At 60.4% G+C, this 22,122-nt stretch carries 13 protein-coding genes; 9 read left to right on the forward strand and 4 right to left on the reverse strand.

Annotated elements, in window-relative coordinates; genetic code table 11:
- Positions 1 to 395 precede the first annotated feature (395 nt).
- The 7 genes from DN745_RS04925 to DN745_RS04950 all read left to right on the forward strand — a co-directional run bounded on the left by DN745_RS04925 (position 396) and on the right by DN745_RS04950 (position 10,511).
- The gene (locus tag DN745_RS04925; RefSeq protein ID WP_111332675.1) at positions 396 to 1,829 is read left to right on the forward strand and encodes a 3' terminal RNA ribose 2'-O-methyltransferase Hen1; all 1,434 of its coding nucleotides are present in this window, start codon (positions 396 to 398) and stop codon (positions 1,827 to 1,829) included.
- Complete coding sequence (locus DN745_RS04930; RefSeq protein WP_111332676.1) at positions 1,822 to 4,422, forward strand: polynucleotide kinase-phosphatase; 2,601 nt, start codon at positions 1,822 to 1,824, stop codon at positions 4,420 to 4,422. The genes DN745_RS04925 and DN745_RS04930 overlap by 8 nt, the downstream gene beginning before the upstream one ends.
- 26 nt (positions 4,423 to 4,448) lie before the next feature.
- Positions 4,449 to 5,408: a lysophospholipid acyltransferase family protein gene (locus DN745_RS04935; protein WP_162687459.1), complete on the forward strand. Its 960-nt coding sequence runs from the start codon at positions 4,449 to 4,451 to the stop codon at positions 5,406 to 5,408.
- A 42-nt stretch (positions 5,409 to 5,450) separates the two neighbouring features.
- The gene (locus DN745_RS04940) at positions 5,451 to 6,707 is read left to right on the forward strand and encodes an aminotransferase class V-fold PLP-dependent enzyme (RefSeq protein WP_133622098.1); all 1,257 of its coding nucleotides are present in this window, start codon (positions 5,451 to 5,453) and stop codon (positions 6,705 to 6,707) included.
- Positions 6,707 to 7,051, forward strand: a complete 345-nt coding sequence (locus DN745_RS19215; RefSeq protein WP_162687460.1) for a hypothetical protein — start codon at positions 6,707 to 6,709, stop codon at positions 7,049 to 7,051. Before DN745_RS04940 ends, DN745_RS19215 begins: the two co-directional genes overlap by 1 nt.
- Before the next feature lie 239 nt (positions 7,052 to 7,290).
- Positions 7,291 to 8,664: an SMI1/KNR4 family protein gene (locus DN745_RS04945; RefSeq protein ID WP_111332681.1), complete on the forward strand. Its 1,374-nt coding sequence runs from the start codon at positions 7,291 to 7,293 to the stop codon at positions 8,662 to 8,664.
- Positions 8,665 to 8,933: 269 nt separating this feature from the next.
- Positions 8,934 to 10,511 carry a xylulokinase gene (locus DN745_RS04950; protein ID WP_111337546.1) on the forward strand — a complete coding sequence of 526 codons (1,578 nt, stop codon included), beginning with the start codon at positions 8,934 to 8,936 and terminating at the stop codon, positions 10,509 to 10,511.
- 492 nt (positions 10,512 to 11,003) lie between these two features.
- On the opposite strand, the gene DN745_RS04955 is transcribed toward DN745_RS04950, so the two are convergent.
- On the reverse strand, positions 11,004 to 11,783 hold the full coding sequence (locus DN745_RS04955) for a hypothetical protein (RefSeq protein WP_111332682.1): 780 nt from the start codon (positions 11,781 to 11,783) through the stop codon (positions 11,004 to 11,006).
- A gap of 331 nt (positions 11,784 to 12,114) precedes the next feature.
- Between DN745_RS04955 and DN745_RS04960 the strand changes: the two genes are divergently transcribed.
- Entirely contained in the window at positions 12,115 to 13,656 is a 1,542-nt protein-coding gene (locus tag DN745_RS04960; protein WP_111332684.1) for a pyridoxal phosphate-dependent decarboxylase family protein, read from the forward strand.
- A 119-nt stretch (positions 13,657 to 13,775) separates the two neighbouring features.
- Here DN745_RS04960 and DN745_RS04965 read toward each other — a convergent pair whose 3' ends face one another.
- Positions 13,776 to 17,033: a DUF4215 domain-containing protein gene (locus DN745_RS04965; protein ID WP_162687461.1), complete on the reverse strand. Its 3,258-nt coding sequence runs from the start codon at positions 17,031 to 17,033 to the stop codon at positions 13,776 to 13,778.
- 445 nt (positions 17,034 to 17,478) lie between these two features.
- Here DN745_RS04965 and DN745_RS04970 point away from each other — a divergent pair, with 445 nt between their 5' ends.
- Entirely contained in the window at positions 17,479 to 18,495 is a 1,017-nt protein-coding gene (locus DN745_RS04970; RefSeq protein ID WP_162687462.1) for an RCC1 domain-containing protein, read from the forward strand.
- Between the two features lie 63 nt (positions 18,496 to 18,558).
- On the opposite strand, the gene DN745_RS04975 is transcribed toward DN745_RS04970, so the two are convergent.
- Together DN745_RS04975 and DN745_RS04980 are read right to left on the reverse strand one after the other, a co-directional pair.
- Positions 18,559 to 19,458 carry a hypothetical protein gene (locus DN745_RS04975; RefSeq protein ID WP_162687463.1) on the reverse strand — a complete coding sequence of 300 codons (900 nt, stop codon included), beginning with the start codon at positions 19,456 to 19,458 and terminating at the stop codon, positions 18,559 to 18,561.
- 409 nt (positions 19,459 to 19,867) lie between these two features.
- Positions 19,868 to 22,018 (reverse strand): hypothetical protein, encoded by a 2,151-nt coding sequence (locus DN745_RS04980; RefSeq protein ID WP_111332690.1) that lies wholly within the window; start codon positions 22,016 to 22,018, stop codon positions 19,868 to 19,870.
- Between the last annotated feature and the right edge of the window lie 104 nt (positions 22,019 to 22,122).

Consider the following 22,122-nt stretch of genomic DNA (forward strand, 5'->3'; position numbering starts at 1 on the left):
TCAACGAGCGCCTGGGCAATGTTTATACGTCGGATGAGAAAGACGAAAATGCCACTATCTGGAGCTTCTGGATAGTTCGAATCGAGGATAAACGCTCCGTTTCTCACCAAATCGCCCTCTAGAACCTCATCGTGGTTCCCTGCCTCGACAAGCGCGTCAACAGCACCGCAGAGTGGATGCGCGCAACGTAATTACCGCCCAGGGCGTGCCGAAATCACTGCCGATTGACACACTGCCCACCAGTCGCGCACAATCCCGAGTCCACTGCCCATTCGCAATTCAAGCCGCACCATTTGGGGAGAACGCCACGACGCCGTCGATGGTGTGCTAGCGCGCGGACTCGTCGCGCGCGTCGGATGGCCGGTATTGCCGACAGACCACGCACGGAGAGGACGATGTTATTTACCATATCGACGACCCATCAGCCGGCCACGGACCTGGGCTATTTGCTCTATAAGCACCCCGAGCGGGCGCAAACCTTTGATATCTCGTCGGGCAAGGCCCATGTGTTTTATCCGGAGGCGTCGGCTCAGAAATGTACGGCGGCGATGGTGTTGGAGATGGACACGGTGAAGCTTGTGCGTGGCAGTCAGCATGCGCGTCGGGAGAGCTGGACGCTCGGGCAATATGTGAACGATCGGCCCTATGTAGCGTCGTCCTTTTTGAGCGTCGCGTTTCGCGAGGTCTTCGGCAGCGCGATGGGTGGCAATTGCAAGGAGCGTCCCGGATTGGCCGAAACGCCGATTCCATTGGAGGTACATCTGTCGGCGGTGCCGTGCCCGGGCGATGGCTCGCTTATCGCGCAGCTCTTTGAGCCGCTCGGGTACGCGGTGGAGGCGACGCGACTGGCGCTCGACCCGGCTTTTCCTGAGTGGGGTGAGTCCGCATATTTCGCAGTGACGCTGACCGGCGAGCAGTGCGTCGCGGATATGCTATCCCATATCTATGTGCTCGCCCCGGTGCTCGACGGGGACAAGCATTATTGGGTTGGTGAGGACGAGGTGGAGAAGTTGCTGCGCCACGGGGAGGGCTGGCTAGAGGGGCACCCGCGCCTTGAGTATATCACGCGGCGCTATCTGAAATATCAACGAGGTCTAGCGGCCGACGCGCTTGAGGAACTCGCAGGGGATGATGAGGATGACGAAGGCGTGGAGGACGATATTCGCGCCGATGCTCACGCGCCCGCGGCGGAGACGCCCGAGAAGAAGGTCGCGCTCAATACGCTGCGTCTGCAGGCGGTCGAGGATGTGCTGGTGAAGAGCGGCGCGCGCACGGTGTTGGACCTGGGCTGCGGGGAAGGGAAGTTGCTGAAGCGGCTTCGGGCGCGCCCGCAATTTGAGAAGATCATGGGCGTCGACGTGGCGCACCGCGAGCTCGAGCGGGCGGCGCGAAAGCTTAAGCTGGCGGAGTGGCCGGACTTCCAGGACGAACGCGTTGTCCTGAGGCAGAGCTCGCTCTTGTACCGCGACCGAAGGCTTGAGGGTTTTGACGCCGCGGTGCTGGTCGAGGTGATCGAGCATATGGACCTGCCCAAACTCGCCACGCTGGAGGGGACTGTTTTTGAGCACGCGAGGCCCTCGATGGTCGTCGTTACGACGCCCAATCGCGAATTTAACGCGCAGTACGAGAACCTGAACGCCGGCCATATGCGCCACCAGGACCATCGCTTTGAGTGGTCGCGCGAGGAGTTCGCTGCCTGGGCCGATGGTGTGGCCCAGCGAAACGGCTACCGGGTAGCCTATCGCGGCATCGGAGAGAAGGTTGAAGGGGTCGGCACCCCGACGCAAATGGCGGTATTTAAGGTGGCTGAGGAGGACGCAAATGAATGAGCAAGTGTTGCATATCCCGGATAAGTCGTTGGTTGTTCTGATTGGGACCTCGGGCGCGGGGAAGTCGACTTTTGCGGCGACGCATTTTGCGCCGTCTCAGGTGCTCTCCTCGGACCGATGTCGCGGGATGGTGTCGGACGATGAGGGAGATCAGAGCGCGACTCAAGACGCCTTCGCGGTGCTGAACTTCATCGTGGAGAAGCGGCTCAAGCGCGGGTTGGTCACGGTGATTGACGCGACCAATGTGCAGCCGCGGGCGCGCCGTCCGCTGGTGGCGCTTGCGCGCAAATATCACGTGCTTCCGGTGGCGATTGTGCTCGATATCCCAGAGCGCATTTGTAGGGATCGAAACGACGGGCGATCGAACCGAAACTTCGGCGGCCACGTGATAAGCAATCAGCGCCGCGACATGATGCGCTCGCTAAAGAAGCTGCAGCGCGAGGGTTTTCGTGTCGTTCACACGCTCTCGTCTCCCGAAGAGGTCGCGGCGGTTCGCATCGAGCAGCGCCCCTTGTGGAGCGACTATCGCCACGAGACCGGCCCCTTCGACATCATCGGCGACGTCCACGGCTGCTGCGACGAGCTTGAACTCCTGCTCGACAAGCTCGGCTATGACTCCAGCGAAGTGCCGGGCGAAACGGCGTCGCAATACCGAAAGCTGTGGCGGCATCCCGAGGGGAGAAAGGCGCTGTTTGTAGGTGACCTTGTCGACCGCGGTCCGCGCTCGCTCGATGCCTTTGACCTGATGCGCAATATGGTCGAGCACGGCACGGGGTTGTGCGTGCCGGGGAATCACGAGTTCAAACTGGAGAAGAAGCTTCGCGGAAAGCGGGTGAAGTTGCGCCACGGCCTTGAGCTGACCGTGGCCGAGCTAGAGGCTTTGCCTGACGATGTCCGCGAGCGCTACGAGCGCGGGATGGCCGAGTTCATCCGCGGCCTGGTCAGCCATATGGTGCTCGACGACGGCGCGCTGGTGGTGGCTCATGCCGGGCTCAAAGAGGAGATGCACGGGCGCGCCTCCGGCAAGGTCAAGAGCTTCGCGCTCTTCGGCGACACGACCGGCGAGGTCGACGAACTGGGGTTGCCAATTCGCCTGGATTGGGCGGCGGACTATAAGGGCGAAGCGACCGTAGTCTACGGCCACACGCCTGTGCCGCGCGCGGAGTGGCTGAACCGAACGATTAATATCGACACGGGCTGTGTGTTCGGCGGCAAGCTCACCGCGCTGCGCTACCCGGAGCGTGAGCTTGTCGCGGTCGAAGCGCTTGAGCTCTACGCTGAGCCGATGCGTCCTCTGGAAGAAAACGCCCGCGGGGGCGGGCTGTCGGCGCAGCATGAGAGCGAGCATTTACTCGACCTGGAAGACGTCTCGGGCAAGCTCTTTATCAGCACGACGCTTGCTTCGGGCATGACCATTCGCGAGGGGCATAGCGCGGCGGCGCTCGAGACCATCAGTCGCTTTGCCGTGCATCCCCAGTGGCTTATTCACCTGCCGCCGACCATGTCGCCCACGCATACGAGCGAGCGCGCGGGCTATTTGGAGTCGCCCGAGGAGGCGTTCGCCTACTACCTCGACAGCGGCGTGAACAAGGTCGTGTGCGAAGAGAAGCATATGGGCTCGCGGGCGATCGTTGTGGTGTGTCGCGACGAGCAGGCTGTGCGCGAGCGATTCGGGTTGGTCGACGACGGCATCGGCACGGTGTACACCCGCACGGGACGTCCGTTTTTTAAAGACACGGCGCAGGAGCGCGGCCTGCTTGAGCGCGTGCACGCGACGCTCACGCGCACCGGGTTTTGGGTGGCGTTTGACACCGATTGGGTTTGTCTGGACACCGAGCTAATGCCCTGGTCGGTCAAGGCGCAGGCGTTGTTGGAGCAGCAATATGCGCCGGTTGGGGCGGCGGGCGCGGCGTCATTGCAGGCGGCGACCGAGGCGATGCAGAAGGCGGGCGCGCGCGGCGTCGACCTGGGCGGGCTCGTGGAGCGGACGCGCCGGCGCGCCGCGATGGTCGACGGCTACCGCGACGCCTACCGCCAATATTGCTGGCAGGTCCAAAGCCTCGACGACCTCAAATTCGCGCCGTTTCATGTGCTCGCGACCGAGGGGAAGACCTATTTCGATAAGACGCACGTCTGGCATATGGAAACGATCGCCAAATACCTCGATACGGCCAACGCCCCCTCGATGCATCCCACGCGCTATCGTGTGGTTGACCTCGGCGACGCGGCCCAGGTCCGTGACGCCATCGCGTGGTGGGACACCATGACCGGTGCCGGCGGCGAGGGCATGGTCGTGAAGCCGCTTGAGTATTTGAGCAGGGATGAGCGTGGGCGGATGGTGCAGCCGGCGCTCAAATGTCGGGGGCGCGAATACCTGCGTATTATCTACGGGCCCGAATACACCACGCCGGCCTACCTCGAGCGCCTGCGAAAGCGCAGCGTCAAGAAGAAGCGCTCGTTAGCGTTCCGCGAGTTTGCGTTGGGTCACGAAGCCCTAGAGAGGTTCGTGCAGCGTGAGCCGTTGCGACGTGTTCACGAATGCGTTTTCGGGGTGCTTGCGCTAGAGAGTGAGGCGGTGGACCCGCGCTTGTAGACATAAATGACAGAGGCGAAAACGATTTGAAGTACATCCCGCCACAAAGCCCCATCGCCGACCCTCGCTGGACCCTGCTCGCCCAGGGTCTGGCGCGGGTCGCGTTCGGGCTTCCTCGACGCACCAAGTTGGTCCTAGAGGGTGAAGAAAACCTCCCGAGTACGCCGGCGCTCTTTGCGCCGAATCACTCCCACAAATTCGACTTCTTGCCGCTTCGCTACTTGCTGCTCAAGCGCAAGATGCACCTGGTGACCTGGATCAAAGCGCGGGAGTTTAAGGACCCGCGCATGGCGAAGGTGTTGTGGACGATGGGCAATATCCCGCTGAGCTCGCGCGGGTTTTTGATCTCGGCGGACTTCGAGAGTCTTGTCGGGCGGCGCCCCACGGAGGAGGAGTATCGACGCCTTCGCGCGTGCGTGGACGAGGGCCATTCGCTGCCGAGGGGCGAAGTTTATGAGCGGATGCTGACGACGCCCCGGGAGATGCTCGGGGTGTCATTTGATCCCGGGGTGATGACATATCGTCAGGCGCAGCGGGGGCTGTATTATCGGGTGATGCAGGGCACGCTCAAGCTGGCCCGTGAGTGTATGGGTGAGGGGCACCATATGCACTTCTATCCGCAGGGGGCGGTCTCGAGCCGCCTGACGCCCGGCAAGGTTGGGGTGATCGAGGCGGCGTTGGCCCTGGATTTGCCGATCATTCCGGTGGGTATCAGCGGGTGCCGCGAGACCTTCGTGGGGCAGGGAGCGCTGACGCGCAAGGGAGTGATTCGCGTTGAAATCGGCGCGCCCATCCACGTCGATAGGGCGCAATATGGTGCGGGGTTTCGGCCGTTTCATCCCGATGATGAGGACGGGTTTCGCGAGCTTTTGCAGGCAGATGCCGACCGTGTGATGGCGCGCATCAATGACCTCGTCGACCCGGCGTATCGCTTCTCAGAAGAGGCCGAATATGACGGGAAAAGGGGCATCGCTCGCTTCTATTGATTGGTGGTATCGGCGAGTGCCGACGTTGAGTTTGAGTTAGATATGTATGTGCGTAAGCGGTTCGATATTGAGTGGACGTCGCTCTTTGCGGCGATGAGTTATCTCGGGCGGCCGGGGCGACGGGCGCATGATGAGCGCAGAGTCGAAGAGGCGTTTGCTACCGAAGGGCCGGCGCTCGCCTGCTTGTCGGTCCGAAGTGGTTTTGACCTGCTTTTGTCGAGCGTTGATTGGGCGGTGGGCAGTGAGGTGATTATGACCGCCATCTCCATCCCGGCGATGGGGCAAATCGTGGAGCATCACGGGTTTGCGCCGGTCGCGGTCGATGTAGACACGCGCCTCGTGCGACCGCGCCTGGCCGATATAGAGGCGGCGATTGGCCCGCGAACCCGCGCCATTGTGGTGGCGCATCTATTCGGAACCTGGGTCTCGCTCGACGAGATTCGCGCGCTCGCCAGGCGCCACGACCTTCTGCTGATCGAGGATTGCGCGCAATCCTATGAGGGGCGACCGCGCGCGACGAAGTCGCTGGCGGATGTCTCAATGTATAGCTTCGGGAGCATTAAAACCGCGACCGCGCTCGGCGGGGCAGTGATGGTCGTAAAAGACCCGGTGTTGCTCCAAAAGATGAGGCTCGGACATGCCGAATATCCCGTCATGTCGACGCGCGAGTTTGGCGCAAAGGTGTCCAAATATATGGCGCTATGCGGCTTGTCCTTGCCCGTGCCTTATGGGGCTTTTGTGCAGTTGCTGGAAGCCTCGGGCAAAGAACATGACCTCCTGATTCGAAATATGGTCAAGGGGTTTTCGGGGCCGAGCTTCTTCCAATCTATTCGTCAGCGCCCCTGCGCCGCGCAGCTTCGCCTGCTCGCCCGGCGCCTCGAAACCTACGACCCACGGCGCGTCCTCGCGCGCCAGGCTCGCGGGCATCAACTGGCTGACTTGCTCTCGCCCGAGCTGCTCTTCTACGGCTGTGGCACCCGCGCGCATAGTTATTGGCTCTTCGCGCTGGTGGTCGCTAATCCCGATGAGCTTATCAATGCCCTTCGCGCGGCCGGGTTTGACGCTACCTCAGGCAGTTCAACACTCGCTGTGGTCGCGACGAGGCGCCCCGACGCGATGCGGGTTTCCGAGGCTTGCTATGGGATGGAACATGTCGTGTATCTGCCGCTTTATCCGCAGATGCCGGCGCGAGGGCTGGAGCAGATGGCGGGTGTCATTAATGAGGTTGGGCAAGCGGGGCTCGTGCCCGGCGGGGCGTGCCAATCGAATGATTGCGTTTCCGCATCGGTGCATACTTAATGGCGGCTCAAACGGACGAATCGATGGACCCAACCCTCGCCGAATATACCCACCCCACTCGGCATCGCTCGCGGGTGCATCGCCTTAAAGTAATAGGGGTTACGGCTCGTCGGTTGCTGGCAGATATGCTCGACCCGAGGAGCATTTGCCACCCGTTGGCCAAAGATTCCGGGTGGTCGACGGTCGCAGAGTCGCGCAGTCGGGTGTGGACCAATGATGCGGTCGGAGAATGGCGTCTGGAGGCGGGGAAGGTCGAGAATCTTCGGGTGGCGGTCGGTGATGTTGAGGCGTTTCGCGGTGCGCTTCGTCGTGAATTTGCCCGACCATCGGTCCGTGTGAGTTAGAGGGTTGAAGATGTTTTTGTGATTGCCGGGGGCGACACGCAGCGGTTCGTGGCGCTGGGCTTGCAGGCTCGCGCGGGCAGCTTGACCTTATCCGCCTGGCGTCACTATCCTGCACGTCTGGTAGAACCATTGGGTGAGTACAGCCGAGTTGCCCAAAGGACGACAGGTTCACGTCCTGAGCTTTGGGCCGCAGTCCGACATGATGGGGTGCGTACTTCAATTAACCTTAAGGAATAATTATGAAATTAGTCGAACAATTGAAATCGGTGCTGGATGGGTTGAGAGCGGATCCTCGCATCGAGGTGCTGGAGCATCCCAATGCTCCATTTCCCATTTCCACCAAAAGGATTGAGCGGCTGGAAGACGAGATTGGCGGTCCGCTCCCCGAAGCGCTTAAGGCGTTTTATCTAGAAGTGGGAAGGTTTAACGTGCAGTGGCGGAGCTGGGCCGAACCGGATATCTGGGGGGGGGTGGAGCTGGGCACATCATTTATCAAAGGTCGGATCTGGGTGGCCCATGACCTCTATTATTATCCCAAGAAGGGGTATTTTGCGGTCTCCGTCAATGCGGCCAAGCCGGGGTCGACCTCGACGCGAAAGACCACGCGCAAGCTGACGGAGTCGTTTGAAGAGGCCTACGAGATCATGCTGCGCGCGCGTGGTGCTCAGGGGTGGGCGCAAGCCTACCTGGGGTTGTGGACCGGCACCGGGGAAGAGGCGAAGCGGTATTCTCCCCGTGAAGGTCTGTTTCAGGCCGCAGTTCCGGCGCTATTCGATGATTTCGAGCTCGATAACTTTGGGAAAGCGGCGAGCATCCCAGCGGTCACGGACCTGCCCTCATTGGATGGGCAGCGCTACGATTTATCGGGAGATAACGCGGGCCTTAGCTTTGCGTCGCGGCTCAAACGCCAGATGAAAATTGTGTCACAATCCCAGAGGTTTCGGTTCTTTGATGTGCACTTCAACCCACCGGTGACCCAGGAGGAGATCGACCAGGTCCACGAGACGATGGGGTTTGAGCTCTCTGAGGCCTTTTTGAACTATTTTCGCTCCTGCAATGGCTTTAAGTTCTCGGCCGTGGCCGGGCGAGCGGGTGCTGATAAGGATGAGGAGGAGCTGTGCGCGCTATGGACCAACTATTATGAGAAGGGCGGTGCGCACGCCAGCGTAAATATCCCGACCTTGGCCGAGATATTCACGCCCAAGGCGATGCCGCCGATGGATGGGCGAGAGTGGACGCGCTTTTTCGCCTATCTCGACGACCCGCTGCCTGACGGGCATGCCGGAAAGACTCAGAATATGTTGGCCGTGGATCTTAACCTGGGCACGAGCGATCCTATCCTGCGCATGGCCACCGATTACGGCGCGGAGCCCGAGAATAATGCTCCGGTTGAGGCCTGTACTTATTTCGAATGGTTAACCAAGCAGTTCGGGGAGTACAATGAACTAAAACATCTCTTCAAGCAGTATAGCCATTCGGTAAGTGGGCCGATTCATAAGTCAACGCCCGAGGAGCTCGACCAGTTCTGTAGTACGGGGGACCACTTGTCGTCTGCGTTCACTCTTTCCTCGATCTATTGGAATGATGGGCGGATCGAAGTCCCGGAACCCTAATTTTTATGAGCAAGGCGCGCTGGCCCTCGTTTTCTTCATCGGCCGGCGCGCCCGACTCGTCGAACGCTGTGGTTGAGGCTTCCGCGGTCGGGCGTGAATCAATAAGCCTGTCAGAGAATGCCATCCGTCGCATTCATCATTCATCAAAGTGAGGTGCGGGGAAAAGGTGGTTTTGCCATTAGTCGTGGCATTGTCGAATACCTCCGAAAAGCCTAAGTTAGATGGCCTAAGCCAATTGCAAATTAGGTCTGATGACAGAGGTTTTTACCATGTCGAAACCCAACTATATCCTTGCGATTGATCTGGGCACCTCCGGCCCGAAGGTCGCGCTGGTAAGCGACGCCGGGGAGGTGCTGGGGTGCGAGTTCGAGGGGACGCGTCTGATGCTGTCGCCGGGCGGCGAGGCGGAGCAGGACCCGGTTGAGTGGTGGGATAAGGTGTGTGTCGCGTCGAGGCGTCTGCTCGACCGGGGCCTGGTCGCCGATGAGCGCATTATCGCGGTGGCGGTGACGGCGCAGTGGTCAGGGACCGTCGCGGTGGACGCGCGTGGGGAGGCCATCGGCAATGCGATTATTTGGATGGACTCGCGGGGTGCGCGGCATGTGGCGAAGTTATTCGACGGTTTGCTCAAGGTCGAGGGCTACGATGTCTTTAAGGTATTGCCCTGGATCTACCAGACCGGGGGGATGCCGGGGCTGTCGGGGAAGGACCCGATCGCGCATATTCTCTTCTTAAAAAACGAGCGCGCCGAGGTATACGCCAAGACCCATAAGTTTCTGGAGCCTAAGGACTATCTCAACCTGAAGCTCAGCGGCAAGTTCGCGTCGGCCCAGGACACAATGGCCTTGCATTGGCTGACCAATAACCGCGACCTCTCCAACGTGCGCTATCATCCGGGGCTACTTCGACGCAGCGGCATCGACCCGGCGAAGCTCCCCGATATCCACAAGTCGACCGACGTTCTGGGGACTATCCTGCCTGAAGCGGCTCGCGCGCTGGGCGTCGGCGCGCATTGCAAGGTGGTGATGGGGACGCCGGATGTGCACTCGGCGGCGATCGGCTCGGGCGCGGTGCAGGACTACGCCGCGCATCTCTATATCGGCACATCTTCATGGCTCACCTGTCATATGCCGGTGAAAAAGACGTCGGCCAAATATAATATGGCGACGCTGCCGTCGGCGATTCCCGGGCGCTATATTATCGGCAATGAGCAGGAGACCGCCGGGTATTGCTTGACCTATTTACGGGATCATCTGGTGTATCCCGAAGACGCGCTGGGCACCGGCGCGGCGCCGGCCGACGCCTACGAGCGACTATGCGCGTTGGCTGCCACGGTCGCCCCAGGTAGCTCGAAGCTGATCTTTACGCCCTGGCTATTTGGGGAGCGCACGCCGGTGGAGGACCATACAATTCGGGGAGGATTCTTTAATATGAGCTTGCACACGACGCGCGCCGAGATGGTGCGCGCAGTCTTTGAGGGCGTCGCCTATAACTCCCGCTGGTTGATGGAGGCGGTCGAGAAGTTCACCGGTCGTCCCATCGACGCGCTCAATATGATCGGTGGCGGCGCGCGCAGCGACCTGTGGTGTCAGATGCACGCCGACGTGCTCAATTGCGAGGTCCGCCAGGTTAAGGACGCCATTGAGGCGAATGTGCGCGGCGTGGCTCTGCTGGCGTGTGTGTCGCTCGGGCTCTACGCCTTCGAGGATATTCCCGACAAGGTTGATGTGCAGAATACCTTCAAGCCGCGCCCCGCGGTGCACAAGGTTTACGACGAACTCTACCAAGAGTTCCGAAATATCTATCGCGCTCATAAGTCGATACATAAACGCCTCAACAGCGATTGAGCGTGAGTGAGTTTCTATGCTTTAGCTCATCAAACTCTCCTTCGGTGCCATTACCACATCCAGTTTGCCATCGAAGCTGCGGTCGGTCATACGCTCCGCAAAGGCTAGCGCGTCACAGTCTCAAGGGACGGACGCTTTATCTGATCACGTCGTAGCGGTCGCGAAAGGCAACTCGGAGTGGCGAGTTCGTGTCCTGGGACAGGAGGAGCGCGTTGAGGTGGCGGCGAGTGAGACATGTGGGCACACTCGATGAGTGTGCGGACGAGGTGAGTAGGCGTCGGGGGGCTCGGTGGCTGCTAGTGTAGGCGCGCGAGTGAGACTTCTTGACCCACTTTTTTGCATGTCAGGTGGAGGGAGTGAGTCTTCTTGTCACATATTTCGCCACTGGCTTGGCAGTGCGTCGGGCGGGGGGAGATAACAGTGGAACGCGTGCGCCCCCTGAAGGCTAGGGGGCGCACGCGTGAACTGGGTTTACTTATCAGGGGAAGGTGCTCAAACGGGGACGAGACTATCGATGTGAACCTCGGACTCGATAAGGGCTGCCTCGGGTTCTTGGCTGACGGATGTTCTAGCGCGCCGGCGAGCGGCGTAGGCCGGGTCGCGTCGTTTGATGAAATGGCGTGCGTCGTCCTCGCGTTGCATACGCGTCAACAATGATTCGAGCAGCCGAATATGAGCGCTCTGAGCACGGTCAAACGCAGCGCGTGATTGGCCAAGTGCCCGGGTGGCGATCAAATCCTGATGTGCTTCGCGGTGGAAGTTTGAGATAGACTCGATCGCGGGCCGGAAGGCTGCCTCCAACTGCGGAAGGTGTCCGAGCACTTTGAGTTCATCTTCGGCTTGATAGGCGCTAAGGATGCCCTCAAGCGCTTCGACTTGCTTGTCGAGCCCAAGCCGAGCGATGTCGGACGAATTGGATTGATAGTAGCGGTCGAAAAGGCGCTGGCGCCGGTTGGCCTCACCGGGGTTGAGCGGCTGACCCGGCGGAGGATTTAACAGCGCGTCATGGGTACGGCCGCGGTAATAGCGGTAATGTTCCAGCGCGTCGGTGATGAGTTGTTGAGTGCGGGCGCGCTCGGTGTCGGTCTGGCTCAACTCCAGGGTATTGTGGGCGACCTTCTTAACGAGGTCGGCTCGGGCTTCGGCGAGTTCATCGCGCGAGGCGCTCAGCGCGGACAGGTAGGTGGCGTCATCGGTGAGCACAGATGGGTCTGCGAGCGCGTGGATATCGTGGCGCGATTCAAGTAATCGGATATTGTCCTCTTCGGTCATACTCTTTCTCCTATAAGAAAGGTGTAGATGGACCGTGAGTACTCCTTAATACGCTCCCGGCGAGTTGTTTACAGATCGGTGATACCATCATAGCGCGAAGCGCAGATTTGTAAATTGTGTTTTTCCCTCGCGAACCGTTTTCTGCGCGAGGCCTCGATCGGACAAACAACTTCCCAAAGTGAAGAAAAGTCCAAAGCCCGTTGAGCCTGGCCGCGGGTATTCGGTGGGTATGCGTCATAGAATTGAGCGCAGCGTGCGTTGTGTCTCGTGGGTGAAACGCTTAGATTAGGTGCCTACCCAGATCGAAAATTCCTCTGTCGGAGACAAGGCGATGAACCTCGACGCGCTGCAAGAGTATCGAAAAAAGTACCCCGGACTTTTTAATCTGCTCGAGAAGACCCTCGATAGATATCCTCGACTGGACGCCGTGCTCAAGACCCCTGGGGTGGTGAAAGCCGAGATCGACGCGCAGCGAAAGCAGGTGCTTGAGGTCATCGGTGCCGAGATGAAGCCGTATCGCGAGCAATACGAGACATTTCGAGAGCTTCCGGCCAAAGGACGCTCGCGAGAGGATGTGCTGGCAGAGCTTGAAGAGATGCGTGCTCAGGAGAGCGGTTCGTGGAAGGAAGGCTTTGTCTCCGGGGCGGTGTATCATGGCGACAAGACCCATATCGACTATCTTAATGAGGCATATAATCTGCACTCCCAGTCGAACCCACTGCATACGGATTTGTGGCCGAGCGTGAGTAAGTTTGAGTCCGAGATCATTTCGATGACCGCGCGTATGTTGTCTGAGGGCGCGCCCGAATCGGTGCGTGAAAATCTCTGCGGGGCGGTGTCATCGGGGGGGACCGAGAGCATTATGTTGGCGATGATGACCTATCGAGATATGGCCGAGGCCGAGCGCGGCATCACTTCGCCCGAGATGGTCGCGCCGGTGACCGCGCACGCGGCCTTCGACAAGGCCGCGCATTATTTTAAGATCAAATTGCGAAAGATACCGGTGGACGCAGATTATCGGGCCGACCTGCGCGCGATGAAGAAGGCGATCAATAAGAATACAGTCGTTGTGGTGGGCTCGGCGCCAGCGTTTCCCCACGGCATCGTCGACCCGATCGAGGAGATGTCGAATTACGCGCTCAAGCGCGGCATTCCGTTTCATACCGACGCTTGCCTCGGCGGCTTTGTGCTGCCGTTTGCCCGCAAATTGGGCTATCCGGTGCCAGCCTTCGACTTTAACCTGCCGGGCGTGACCTCCATCTCGGTCGACACGCATAAATATGGCTACGCGGCCAAGGGCACCTCGGTCATCCTGTATCGAAATCCCGAGATTCGACATTATCAGTTCTTTACCGTCACCAACTGGCCCGGCGGCATGTATTTTTCGCCCACCTTCGCCGGCTCGCGCCCGGGCGGGCTCTCGGCCGCCGGATGGGCCTCGTTGGTGCACACCGGTGAGGAGGGGTATTTGGAGGCGGCACGCGAGATCCTGGCGGTCGCGGATTATATGAAGGTAGAGATCGCGAAGATCCCCGAGTTGCGCATCCTGGGCGACCCGCTCTTCGTCATCGCCTTTGCCTCCGACACCCTCGATATCTACCGCGTCATGGAGCGCATGACAGAGAAGGGCTACTCCCTCAATGGCCTGCACCGGCCGGCCTGCGTTCATATCGCCATCACGCTTCGCCACACGAAGGAGGGTGTCAAAGAGCGCTTTATTGAGGACCTTAAGTCGGCGGTCGCCGACGTGAAGGCGAACCCCTCTGAGACCGGTAGCACCGCGCCGATCTACGGGCTGGCCGCCAGCATCCCGGTCCGCAGCGTGGTGGGGGACCTCCTGAAGACCTATATGGATGCGTATTATAAATTGTGAGTGGGGCAGGGCGTTTCTAATGCTCGCGTTGTCTTCATCGAAGCAATAAAAATGCGCGCACCCGGTAACGGGCGCGCGCATTTTCATTGCTCACTCAGGGAATCGCGTCCCACATAAACTCAGCGGCGACGAAGGCGCGCGCCGCCGAGACCCAGCAGGAGCATCACGAAGTAGACGGTGCTCCCGGGGGCCGGGTAGCCCGAGGTTGACGCGCAGCCGCATCCGTCGTCGGCCGGAGTGGCGTTCGGGTCGTTGGGGCCGGTTTCACCGGTGTCGGCGCCCGCGTCAGAGTCGCCTTCTTCGCCGATGTCGGTTCCGATATCTGAGCCGATATCTGACCCGATGCCCACGTCAGCGTCATCACCCACATCGCCATACCCGACGTCTTCGCCATAGCCAACGTCCTCGCCAGACTCCACGGTGCAGGCGCTGCTGCAACCGTCGCCGTCGTCGGTGTTTCCGTCGTCGCACTCTTCGACGCCGACCTCGACATGGCCGTCGCCGCAGGCGGCGAGTTGGCAGGTGTTTAGGCAGGCGTCGGTGTTCGAGCCGTTGCCGTCGTCGCATTCCTCGACGCCTTCTTGGACGATGCCGTCGCCACAAGAGGCCAGTCGGCAGGTTGAGAGACAGGCGTCGTTATCGTTGTCATTGCCATCATCGCAGGCCTCGCCGGGTTGCTGGAAGCCGTCGCCGCAGCTCGAGCGTACGCAGGTGTTCAGGCAGCTGTCGACATTGCTCAGGTTGCCGTCGTCGCATTCCTCGCCGGGCTGGACGACGCCGTCGCCGCAGGTGGCCAGGGCACATTGGTTGGTGCAGCCGTCGTCGTCGATGGAGTTTCCGTCGTCGCATGCCTCGCCGCCGTTGACCACGCCGTCGCCGCAGCGCGCGCCGGGGCCGGAGCAGTCGCTCGCGCAATAGCCGTAGGCGCCGTTATTTGCGCCGTCATCGCAGGTCTCGGTGCCGTTGATGACGCCGTCGCCGCAGGTGTTGGTCGGGCCGCTGCAGGTCGCGTTGCAGTTGCCGGGGCTGGCGTTTTGAGCGCCGTCGTCGCAGGTCTCGTTGCCGTTGATGACGCCGTCGCCGCAATGCGGGGCAAGACCGGTGCAGGAGGCGTTACATTGCCCGTAATTGCCGTTCTGAGCGCCGTCATCGCAGGTCTCGGTGCCGTTGATGACACCGTCGCCGCAATAGGGCGTGGAGCCGGTGCAGGTCGCGTTGCAGAAGCCGTTCGTTCCGTTGTTTGCGCCGTCATCGCAGGCCTCGGTGCCGTTAATGACGTCGTCGCCGCAGCGCGGTCCGAGGCCGGAACAATCGGCCAGGCAATGGCCATAGGTGCCGTTATTTGCGCCGTCGTCGCAGGCTTCTCCTGCGCCAATGGTGCCGTCGCCGCATACGCTGTCCGCGCCGTACTCAAAGGCGCCGATATCGTATTCAGCTCCGTTGAGCCCGTCGCCGTTGAAGGGGCGACTGTTGCCGACGAAATCATAGGCCGGGGCGTTGGCGGAGTCGCCGGTGTCGACGCACGGGCTGGTGGCGGTCAGGCTCAGGTCGGAGGGGGCGTTGGCGTAGAGCGGGTTGGCCGAGATATTGCCGGCCCCCAGGGTGGAGTGGCGGATGTCGCCGCTGCCGTTCCCCCATACATTCGAAAAGCCGACGTTGAGCTTGCCATAATAGCTGACGTTTCGCGTAACGCCGTAGCCTCCATTCTGGGTCACCAGGGAGTTATATACGTCGATCCCGGTATTTGTGGTTGAGGAGCAACTTAAATAGATGCCGTTGGAGCCGTTGCTGTGGACCGTCGAGCTATAGATGGTGGTCGTATTATTCTGCGAGCCAAGACACGTCGCGTACACGCCATAAGATGTGTTGTCTTGAAGCACCGCGTTGACGATCGAGGCTCGCGCAGTTGGGCCGACGCGCACGCCGTGGCGATTGCCGTGGGCGTGAATGGAGTCGAGGGTCGCCTCACCCTTTTCGACCATGACGCCAGCATTGGTGGCGTTGGTGAACTCGGAGGAGCGGACGCTCACACCCGCGGAGGTTTGGGTGGTGAGGCCGTAGCTGGTGTCCCGGATAAGCGCGTGGTTGATGTCGGCGGTCGCGGCTTCTTTGACGATGATGCCGTGCCAATACCCAGAAGAGCTGCCAATGCCCTTAAAGAGCACCGGGTTTGCGGCGGTGCCGTTGACCTGCAGGGCGCCGTAGACCCGAATCTCCGATTTGCTGACGATGTCGCCGCTTTGCATGATGTCGCTGCCCTCAAATTCGAGGGTGGCGCCCGCCTCGACCGTCAGCGTCTTGCCCTGGGCAACCGTGAGGTCTCCGGCGATGCGGTGCGGACTCGCCGCCGCGCTCAGCGTGGTGTCTTGCCAGAGGGTTCCGTAGAGCCCGGGGGTTGGCGTGTTGGTATAGGGCAGCGCACCGATATCGTCGCCGGTGCTGCTGGCAAAGCGCGCCGGTGAGTTTGAGGTCAGAGTCGGGTCGGAATCGGAGACGAAGAGGGGGTTGGCCGAGAATGAGCGGGCGTCCGTGGTCGTATGACGGAAGTCGCCGCTGCCATTGCCCCATGAGTTGACGTATTCCGCGTCCAGGTTGCCGTAGTAGCTCACGTTGCGTGTGATGCCGTAGCCGCCGTTCTTTGCCAGGACCGAGTTGGCGACGGCGATACCGCGGCTGGTGGTCGCCGAGCACGAGAGATACACGCCGTTGGAGCCATTCTTCCAGATCGTTGAATGATCGACGATGACCGTTTGGCTATAGCCTCCCTGGCAGGTTGCGTAGACGCCGTAAGAGGTGTTGTCGGTGATGCGGGCATATTCAAGGCGTCCAGCGGAGGTGGGTGAGTACCGCGCGCCGTATCGGTTGTCATGCAGATAGGCGTGCGAAATGCTCGGTTCACCGCTCGCCACATAGATGCCGGCGTTTGTATTGTTGCGCGCTTCCACGTTGCTGATGGTCGCTGAGGCGCCCGTGGCGGACGTCTCGATGCCGTTGTTCGCGTATTCGATGATGGCATGATCGATGGTCGCGGTCGCGGTAGACTCGAGCACGATGCCATACCAGGCGCCTTTGGATGAGGTGCCGTTGCTTGTGAACTTTACGGGTTGGGCGGCGCTGCCGTTGACGTCGACCGTGCCTTTGATGATCAGCTCGACACGGTTGGTGTCGCTGCCGGAGCTGAGGTTGTCGGAGGTCGCAAAGCGAACCTCGACGCCGGGCTCAATGGTAAGGGTCGCGCCGCTTTGGATCGTCGCGTCGCCCTGAACGATGTAGGGACTCCCCGCAAGGGTCCACGCCGCGTTGCCAAGGTTGCCCCCGGGGATCGTCGTCTGGGCCGAGGCGCTCGACGCGCAAAAGAGGCCGGTTGCCAGCACCATAAGGGCTGGCCAGACAGTGTGTTTTCTATAGGTGATGCGCATTAAAAGACTCCAGTTTTTATTTGTTTATGGCTTGCCGTCGAGAGAATGACGGAATGATCTGTGCGAGTCAATCAGGCGAAGAACCTGAGAGATATTCTTGACTTCACTTCCCTTAATTGCCATGTTTTTTGCTTGCGGGAGTTGCGTTGACTCCTGTGTCGTATTCCTCGCTGTATCGTCCCGCCGGAACTCCGTTGCATATTGGTCGGGACACCGCGTACCCAACCGTCGAGTCGTCGTTGTGCTCCTTATAAAGCTGATTTCTCGCGCCTTATTTGTCCTCTTATTCTCGGCAATGATGCTGCCCGGGTGCGCGCTCGTCGATGCGCTCTCAGGGAATAGTAGCGGTGCTGATGAAGACGTTATTTCGGAGACAGACGCTACGTCAGAAGACGTCAGTTCGGTGGACGTCAGTTCCGGGGACGTGGATGAGCCAGACAGCGGCTGGGGTGGGTGCGCGGAAGACTTCTATGTGGTCGCGGACGAGGCGGAGCCGGCGGGGGCACGATGCGCGCCATGTCCCGACGGCACCGTGAATAAGGACCCCTATGCAAGCGAATGTGTCGTGCCGCTCAAGAGCGTGTCGGCGGGGCGCGACCGTGGGTGCGGAATCCTGCGGATGACCGAGGCGCATTATTGTTGGGGGAATGTGAGCGATCCAACGCCACTCTCTTTCGACGATTCGAGGAAATTTCATTCCATCGATATCGGCGAGTTTGGCATCTGCGGCATTCGAGAAGCGACCCGGAGGGTTATATGTGAGCCGAACTCCTTAGAGAATGTACCGCTCGAAGTGATCGGGGTGCGTGTAGAGTCGGTCTCGGTTGGCTTCAACCATGCGTGTGCCATCCGAGAAGAGGATTCACGTGTCATTTGCTGGGGCAATAATGACTACGGTCAGCGCGACGAGATCCCCACGGAGACGAGGTTTAAGTCGATTTCAGCCGGCGACTCCCACACCTGTGGGATCGATGAGGAGGGTTATGTTCATTGTTGGGGCGACCTTCTCGGGGGCGAGTATAGCGGCGAGCCAACGGGCAATCGGTATGAGATCCCGCCATCGGACAAATTTCGCGCGGTTTCTGTTGGGTTCTCTTATGCCTGCGGCATTTTAGAGGCGGATGCCAAAGTCAAATGTTGGGGCGTTCCTCAAGGGGGCTCCAATATGTCGCCGCCGGAGATTGCTGCCACCTCCCTATCGGTAGGGCGGTATCATGCATGCGCCACACCTACAGCGGACGACCAGGGAGTCGTCTGTTGGGGGGATGGGGGCGACGATCTCGTGTTGAACTCTCCAGCGGGCGGTGAATTTAGGTCTGTGTCGGTAGGTTTTAATTTGGCCTGTGCGATTCGGGAGTTCGACAACAAGGTGAGCTGTTGGGGCTCGGATTATGCGGGGCAAGTACGCGACGCGCCCTAGCGCTAGTTGCGTGAGAGAGCGCCGCTGGCCCAAACTCTCAGGCGCCCGGAGCGTGCCCATAACTTAGTCGACGCGGTAAAACGATGTCTTAAGTGTTCCGTGGACGGGCTCTTCGGCGACGAATTCCCAACCCTCCCGCTCAAGCGATACTTCAAAGACACAGTCATCGAGCCGCTTCTCAGCGGCGACCTCGAAGAGGCCGAGGGGGCTCATTGCGCGTGGGGTAAAGGCATATGAGTCCGCATCCAGGGGGCGAACGACACACCCGTCGGTGCTCGCCGTGACCTGAGCTGCGGTTGTGGTATTGCACATCGGCTGGCCATCTTCGCCTACCGGGACGACTCTGAGGTGATGGGTCGAGCCGACCGGTGCCTGGAGTTCGAAGTCGATGATTGCGTTCGTTTGGAGGTGCATCAGTGCGAGGCTCTCGACCCTTGGCGGAGCTTCGAAGTCTATCGTCAGCGCAGGCGCCGCGGCGGCGGTCGCGAGTTCGCCGGTTAGTAGGGCTTCGCCGGGCTCATCCAGGCCTGAGAATATCGAGAGAAAGCCGTTGACGTGCAGCAGCTCTAGAGCCGGCGAGGAGGTGAGCGGAGGGTAGCCCGTACCGAATATGCGTCCGTCGTAGTTCGCGTTGCTGGGCAGTGGTTCGTGGCGAAACGCGTGTAGCACAACCGCTGGGTGGCCAGCCCAATAAGGCCCATCGGTGGGGCAACCCTGGCGAAGCTCCATGGTGTTGGGCGCCTGGACCACCAATGGCAGCGTGTCCTCAACCATCGCGTTGTCGCGTTGCACCTTCACGTGGATATTTGCTTCGCCCGGTTTGCTCGCGCTCACCCGGATGACGCCTGGCCCGAGCACTTGCGCGGACGCGATATCGCCGTCAACGCTCGCCGAAGAGACCTCGAGCGCAGCGCGGGATTTGGGCGATCTGATTTGGACATCAAAGCTTGTGGCGGGAGCCATTCGCAGGTGCACCGGTTTTTTCCACTGCAAAAGCTCGGTGTAAGGCGATCGGTCGAGTTCGCCGGTCGCGCTGCCACTAAAGAATAAGTCGCCGTTGGCGGAATTGCCATCTTTGCAGCCCGCCAGAGACGCGGCGAGTACTAGTCCGAGGGCGATTGGGCGTAGATGGAGTTGCATGCCTACTTCCTAAAGGTGAGCGCACGGTATGCAGGATGTCGCCGGTAGTGGGGCGTGTGATGCGTGGCGAGATAATCGTTGGAAATGGCGAATAATTCAATTGGCAAAAAGAAACGCCCCGCCGAGATGGCGGGGCGTTTCTTCTCTCATGGTTCTTCATTCTACAGGCCTGACGCCTGCTCTCGCGGTGGAGCGTCGGGGCCCGAAAGCCCCGCGCAGTCCACCTGGTGGATCAAAGCCCGCAGGCGGTAATCGCAGCGGCGGCACCGTCACCGGTGACATCGGCCGCAGCGATATTGAGCCCGCCACAGCTGCTCAGCGTTGAGCGGCCATTGAGGAAGAGCTCGGTGCCCGCGCTATTCTGAAGCGTGACATCCTGCAGGGCGATGGTGGTGTCGCGGTTCCACTGGCCGAGGCCCAGGTTCGCCGGGTCGATATCGGCAAATTTATCGGAGCTACCGCCACCGTCAATAACAACGTGGGTGAGCTTGTTGCCGGCAGCGATCGTGCCGCCAAATCGGATGCCTCGCCAGAAACCGGAGGTCGAGTCGTTGCCTTCGAAGGTGATCTTGGCATCCGCCTCACCGATTGCCGTCATCGCGGCGCCGGCGACCACTTCGAGGCCTTTGTTTTCGTGGAATTTGAAGGTCGCGCCGGGGTCAATGGTCAGGACCGTTCCTTCACCTTTGACCTCGATATCGTCCTTGGAGACGTAGGGAACGCCGACATTCGGCCAGGTCGCGCTTTGCTCGAGCTTACCGCCAATGATCATGACGATATCCTGATCATTTCCAGAGTAGTCGGTGGTGTCATCGAGTCCGCCGACCGCTTTGGCGTCAAGCTGTGCGGCGCCGCTGGCGTTGCCGGTGATGGTATTGCCAGCGAAGGCGGTGAAGGTGGAGCGAGCGTCGGCGAAGAGGCCCCACTTGCCGCTATTTTGCAGGGTCGTGTTGGTGACCGACAGCTTCGTGGTGCCGTTCCACAGTCCCAGCATCAGGTTGGCGGGCTGGACGTCCGAGAAGTTATCTTCGCTGCCACCGCCATCGATCACGACATGGTCGAGCTTATTAGCCCCGAGGTTGGTCCCCGAAAAACGCACGCCTCGCCAGTATCCCGGCGTCGCGTCTTTGCCTTCGAAGCGAATCTTGGCCTCGGGGGTGCCGACCGCGGTGAGGCTGGTCCCGCCGCTTACCGTCAGGCCAGTGTTCTCGGAGAATTGCAGCGTCGCTCCCGCCATGATTTTAAGGGCGGTGGAGTCGCCGGAGACCGTGAGGGTCTTCTCGGCGAGGTACGGCACGTTGATGCCCGGCCAGGTCGCGCTCTGGGACACCTTGTCGTCAGAAATCTGGACGATGTCTTTGGTGTTGCCGGAGTAGTCGGTCTCGGCGTCCAGGTCGCCGATTACGCTCGCACTGAGAACCGCGGCCCCTTTGGCATTCCCGGTGATAGTGTTTTCGCTGAACTCCGAGAATTTGGAGCGATCATTAGCATACACACCCCAGTTGGCGCTGTTGCGCAGGGTTGTGTGGCTCATCGAGACTTTGGTGTCTTGGTTCCAAACGCCAAGCATGAGGTTGGCTGGCTGTACACCGCTGAAGGTCGAGTCGGCCCCGCCGCCGTCAATGGTGACGTAGGCGAGTTTGTTGTCGATGCTGTTGCTCGCGGCGAAGCGAATCCCGATCCAATAGCCTGGGGCATCATTCTGCCCGGCGAATAGGATGCCTTTGTTGGACTCGCCAACCGCCGTGAGTTTGCCGCCATCGACTTCCATGCCGGTGCCTTCGGCGAACAGGACGATGGAGCCGGGCTTGACCGTCAGGTGGCCACCTTGGCGAATATCGATGGTCTCAGTGGCCTTATAGCAGCCATCTAGGGACACTTCGGTTTCGATCGGGGTCTCGATGACCTCGTAGGTTGTACAGTCGTTGGGCTCCGGGGTGTTATTGCCCGGCGTGTTGTTATCGGGGGTGTTATTGTCCGGCGTATTGTTGCTCTGGCCGCCACCGCCGTAACTGCATGCGTTGGTGGCTACCCATTCGCCGCCCTGGCATCGCTCGGGTTGCAGGCCTTTGTCGTCTTCGCCACAGACCGCTGCGCGGGTGGCGCCGTCCTCACAATTCTCGAGGGTGCCCCATCGGTCGTCTTCGTGACGGGTGCCGTCGGAGTTGGCGCAGAAGCTGGTCGAATACCAGCTGCCGTCGACGCAGGTTTGGGGCTGGGAGCCGCTTTTGTCGTTCCCGCAGGTGAATGAGCGCTGCTCGCCGTGCACGCAGGACTTCGCTCCGCCATCATCATCGCCGCAACCGCTTGCGACCACGGCCCCGCCAAGGATCAATAGGTTAAGCGCCCAGAGCTTATAATTTAGCGATAATTTGGATTTCATTGCAGTGTGCCCTTCGTTCGATGTTATTTAAATTGGCTGTCACTTCTTAATACGTCACCTTGGCCGTTAATCATTATGATGTGGTCGGGTGAAATCGCGTGCAA

Source organism: Bradymonas sediminis, assembly GCF_003258315.1.
Classification (GTDB): Bacteria; Myxococcota_A; Bradymonadia; order Bradymonadales; family Bradymonadaceae; genus Bradymonas; species Bradymonas sediminis.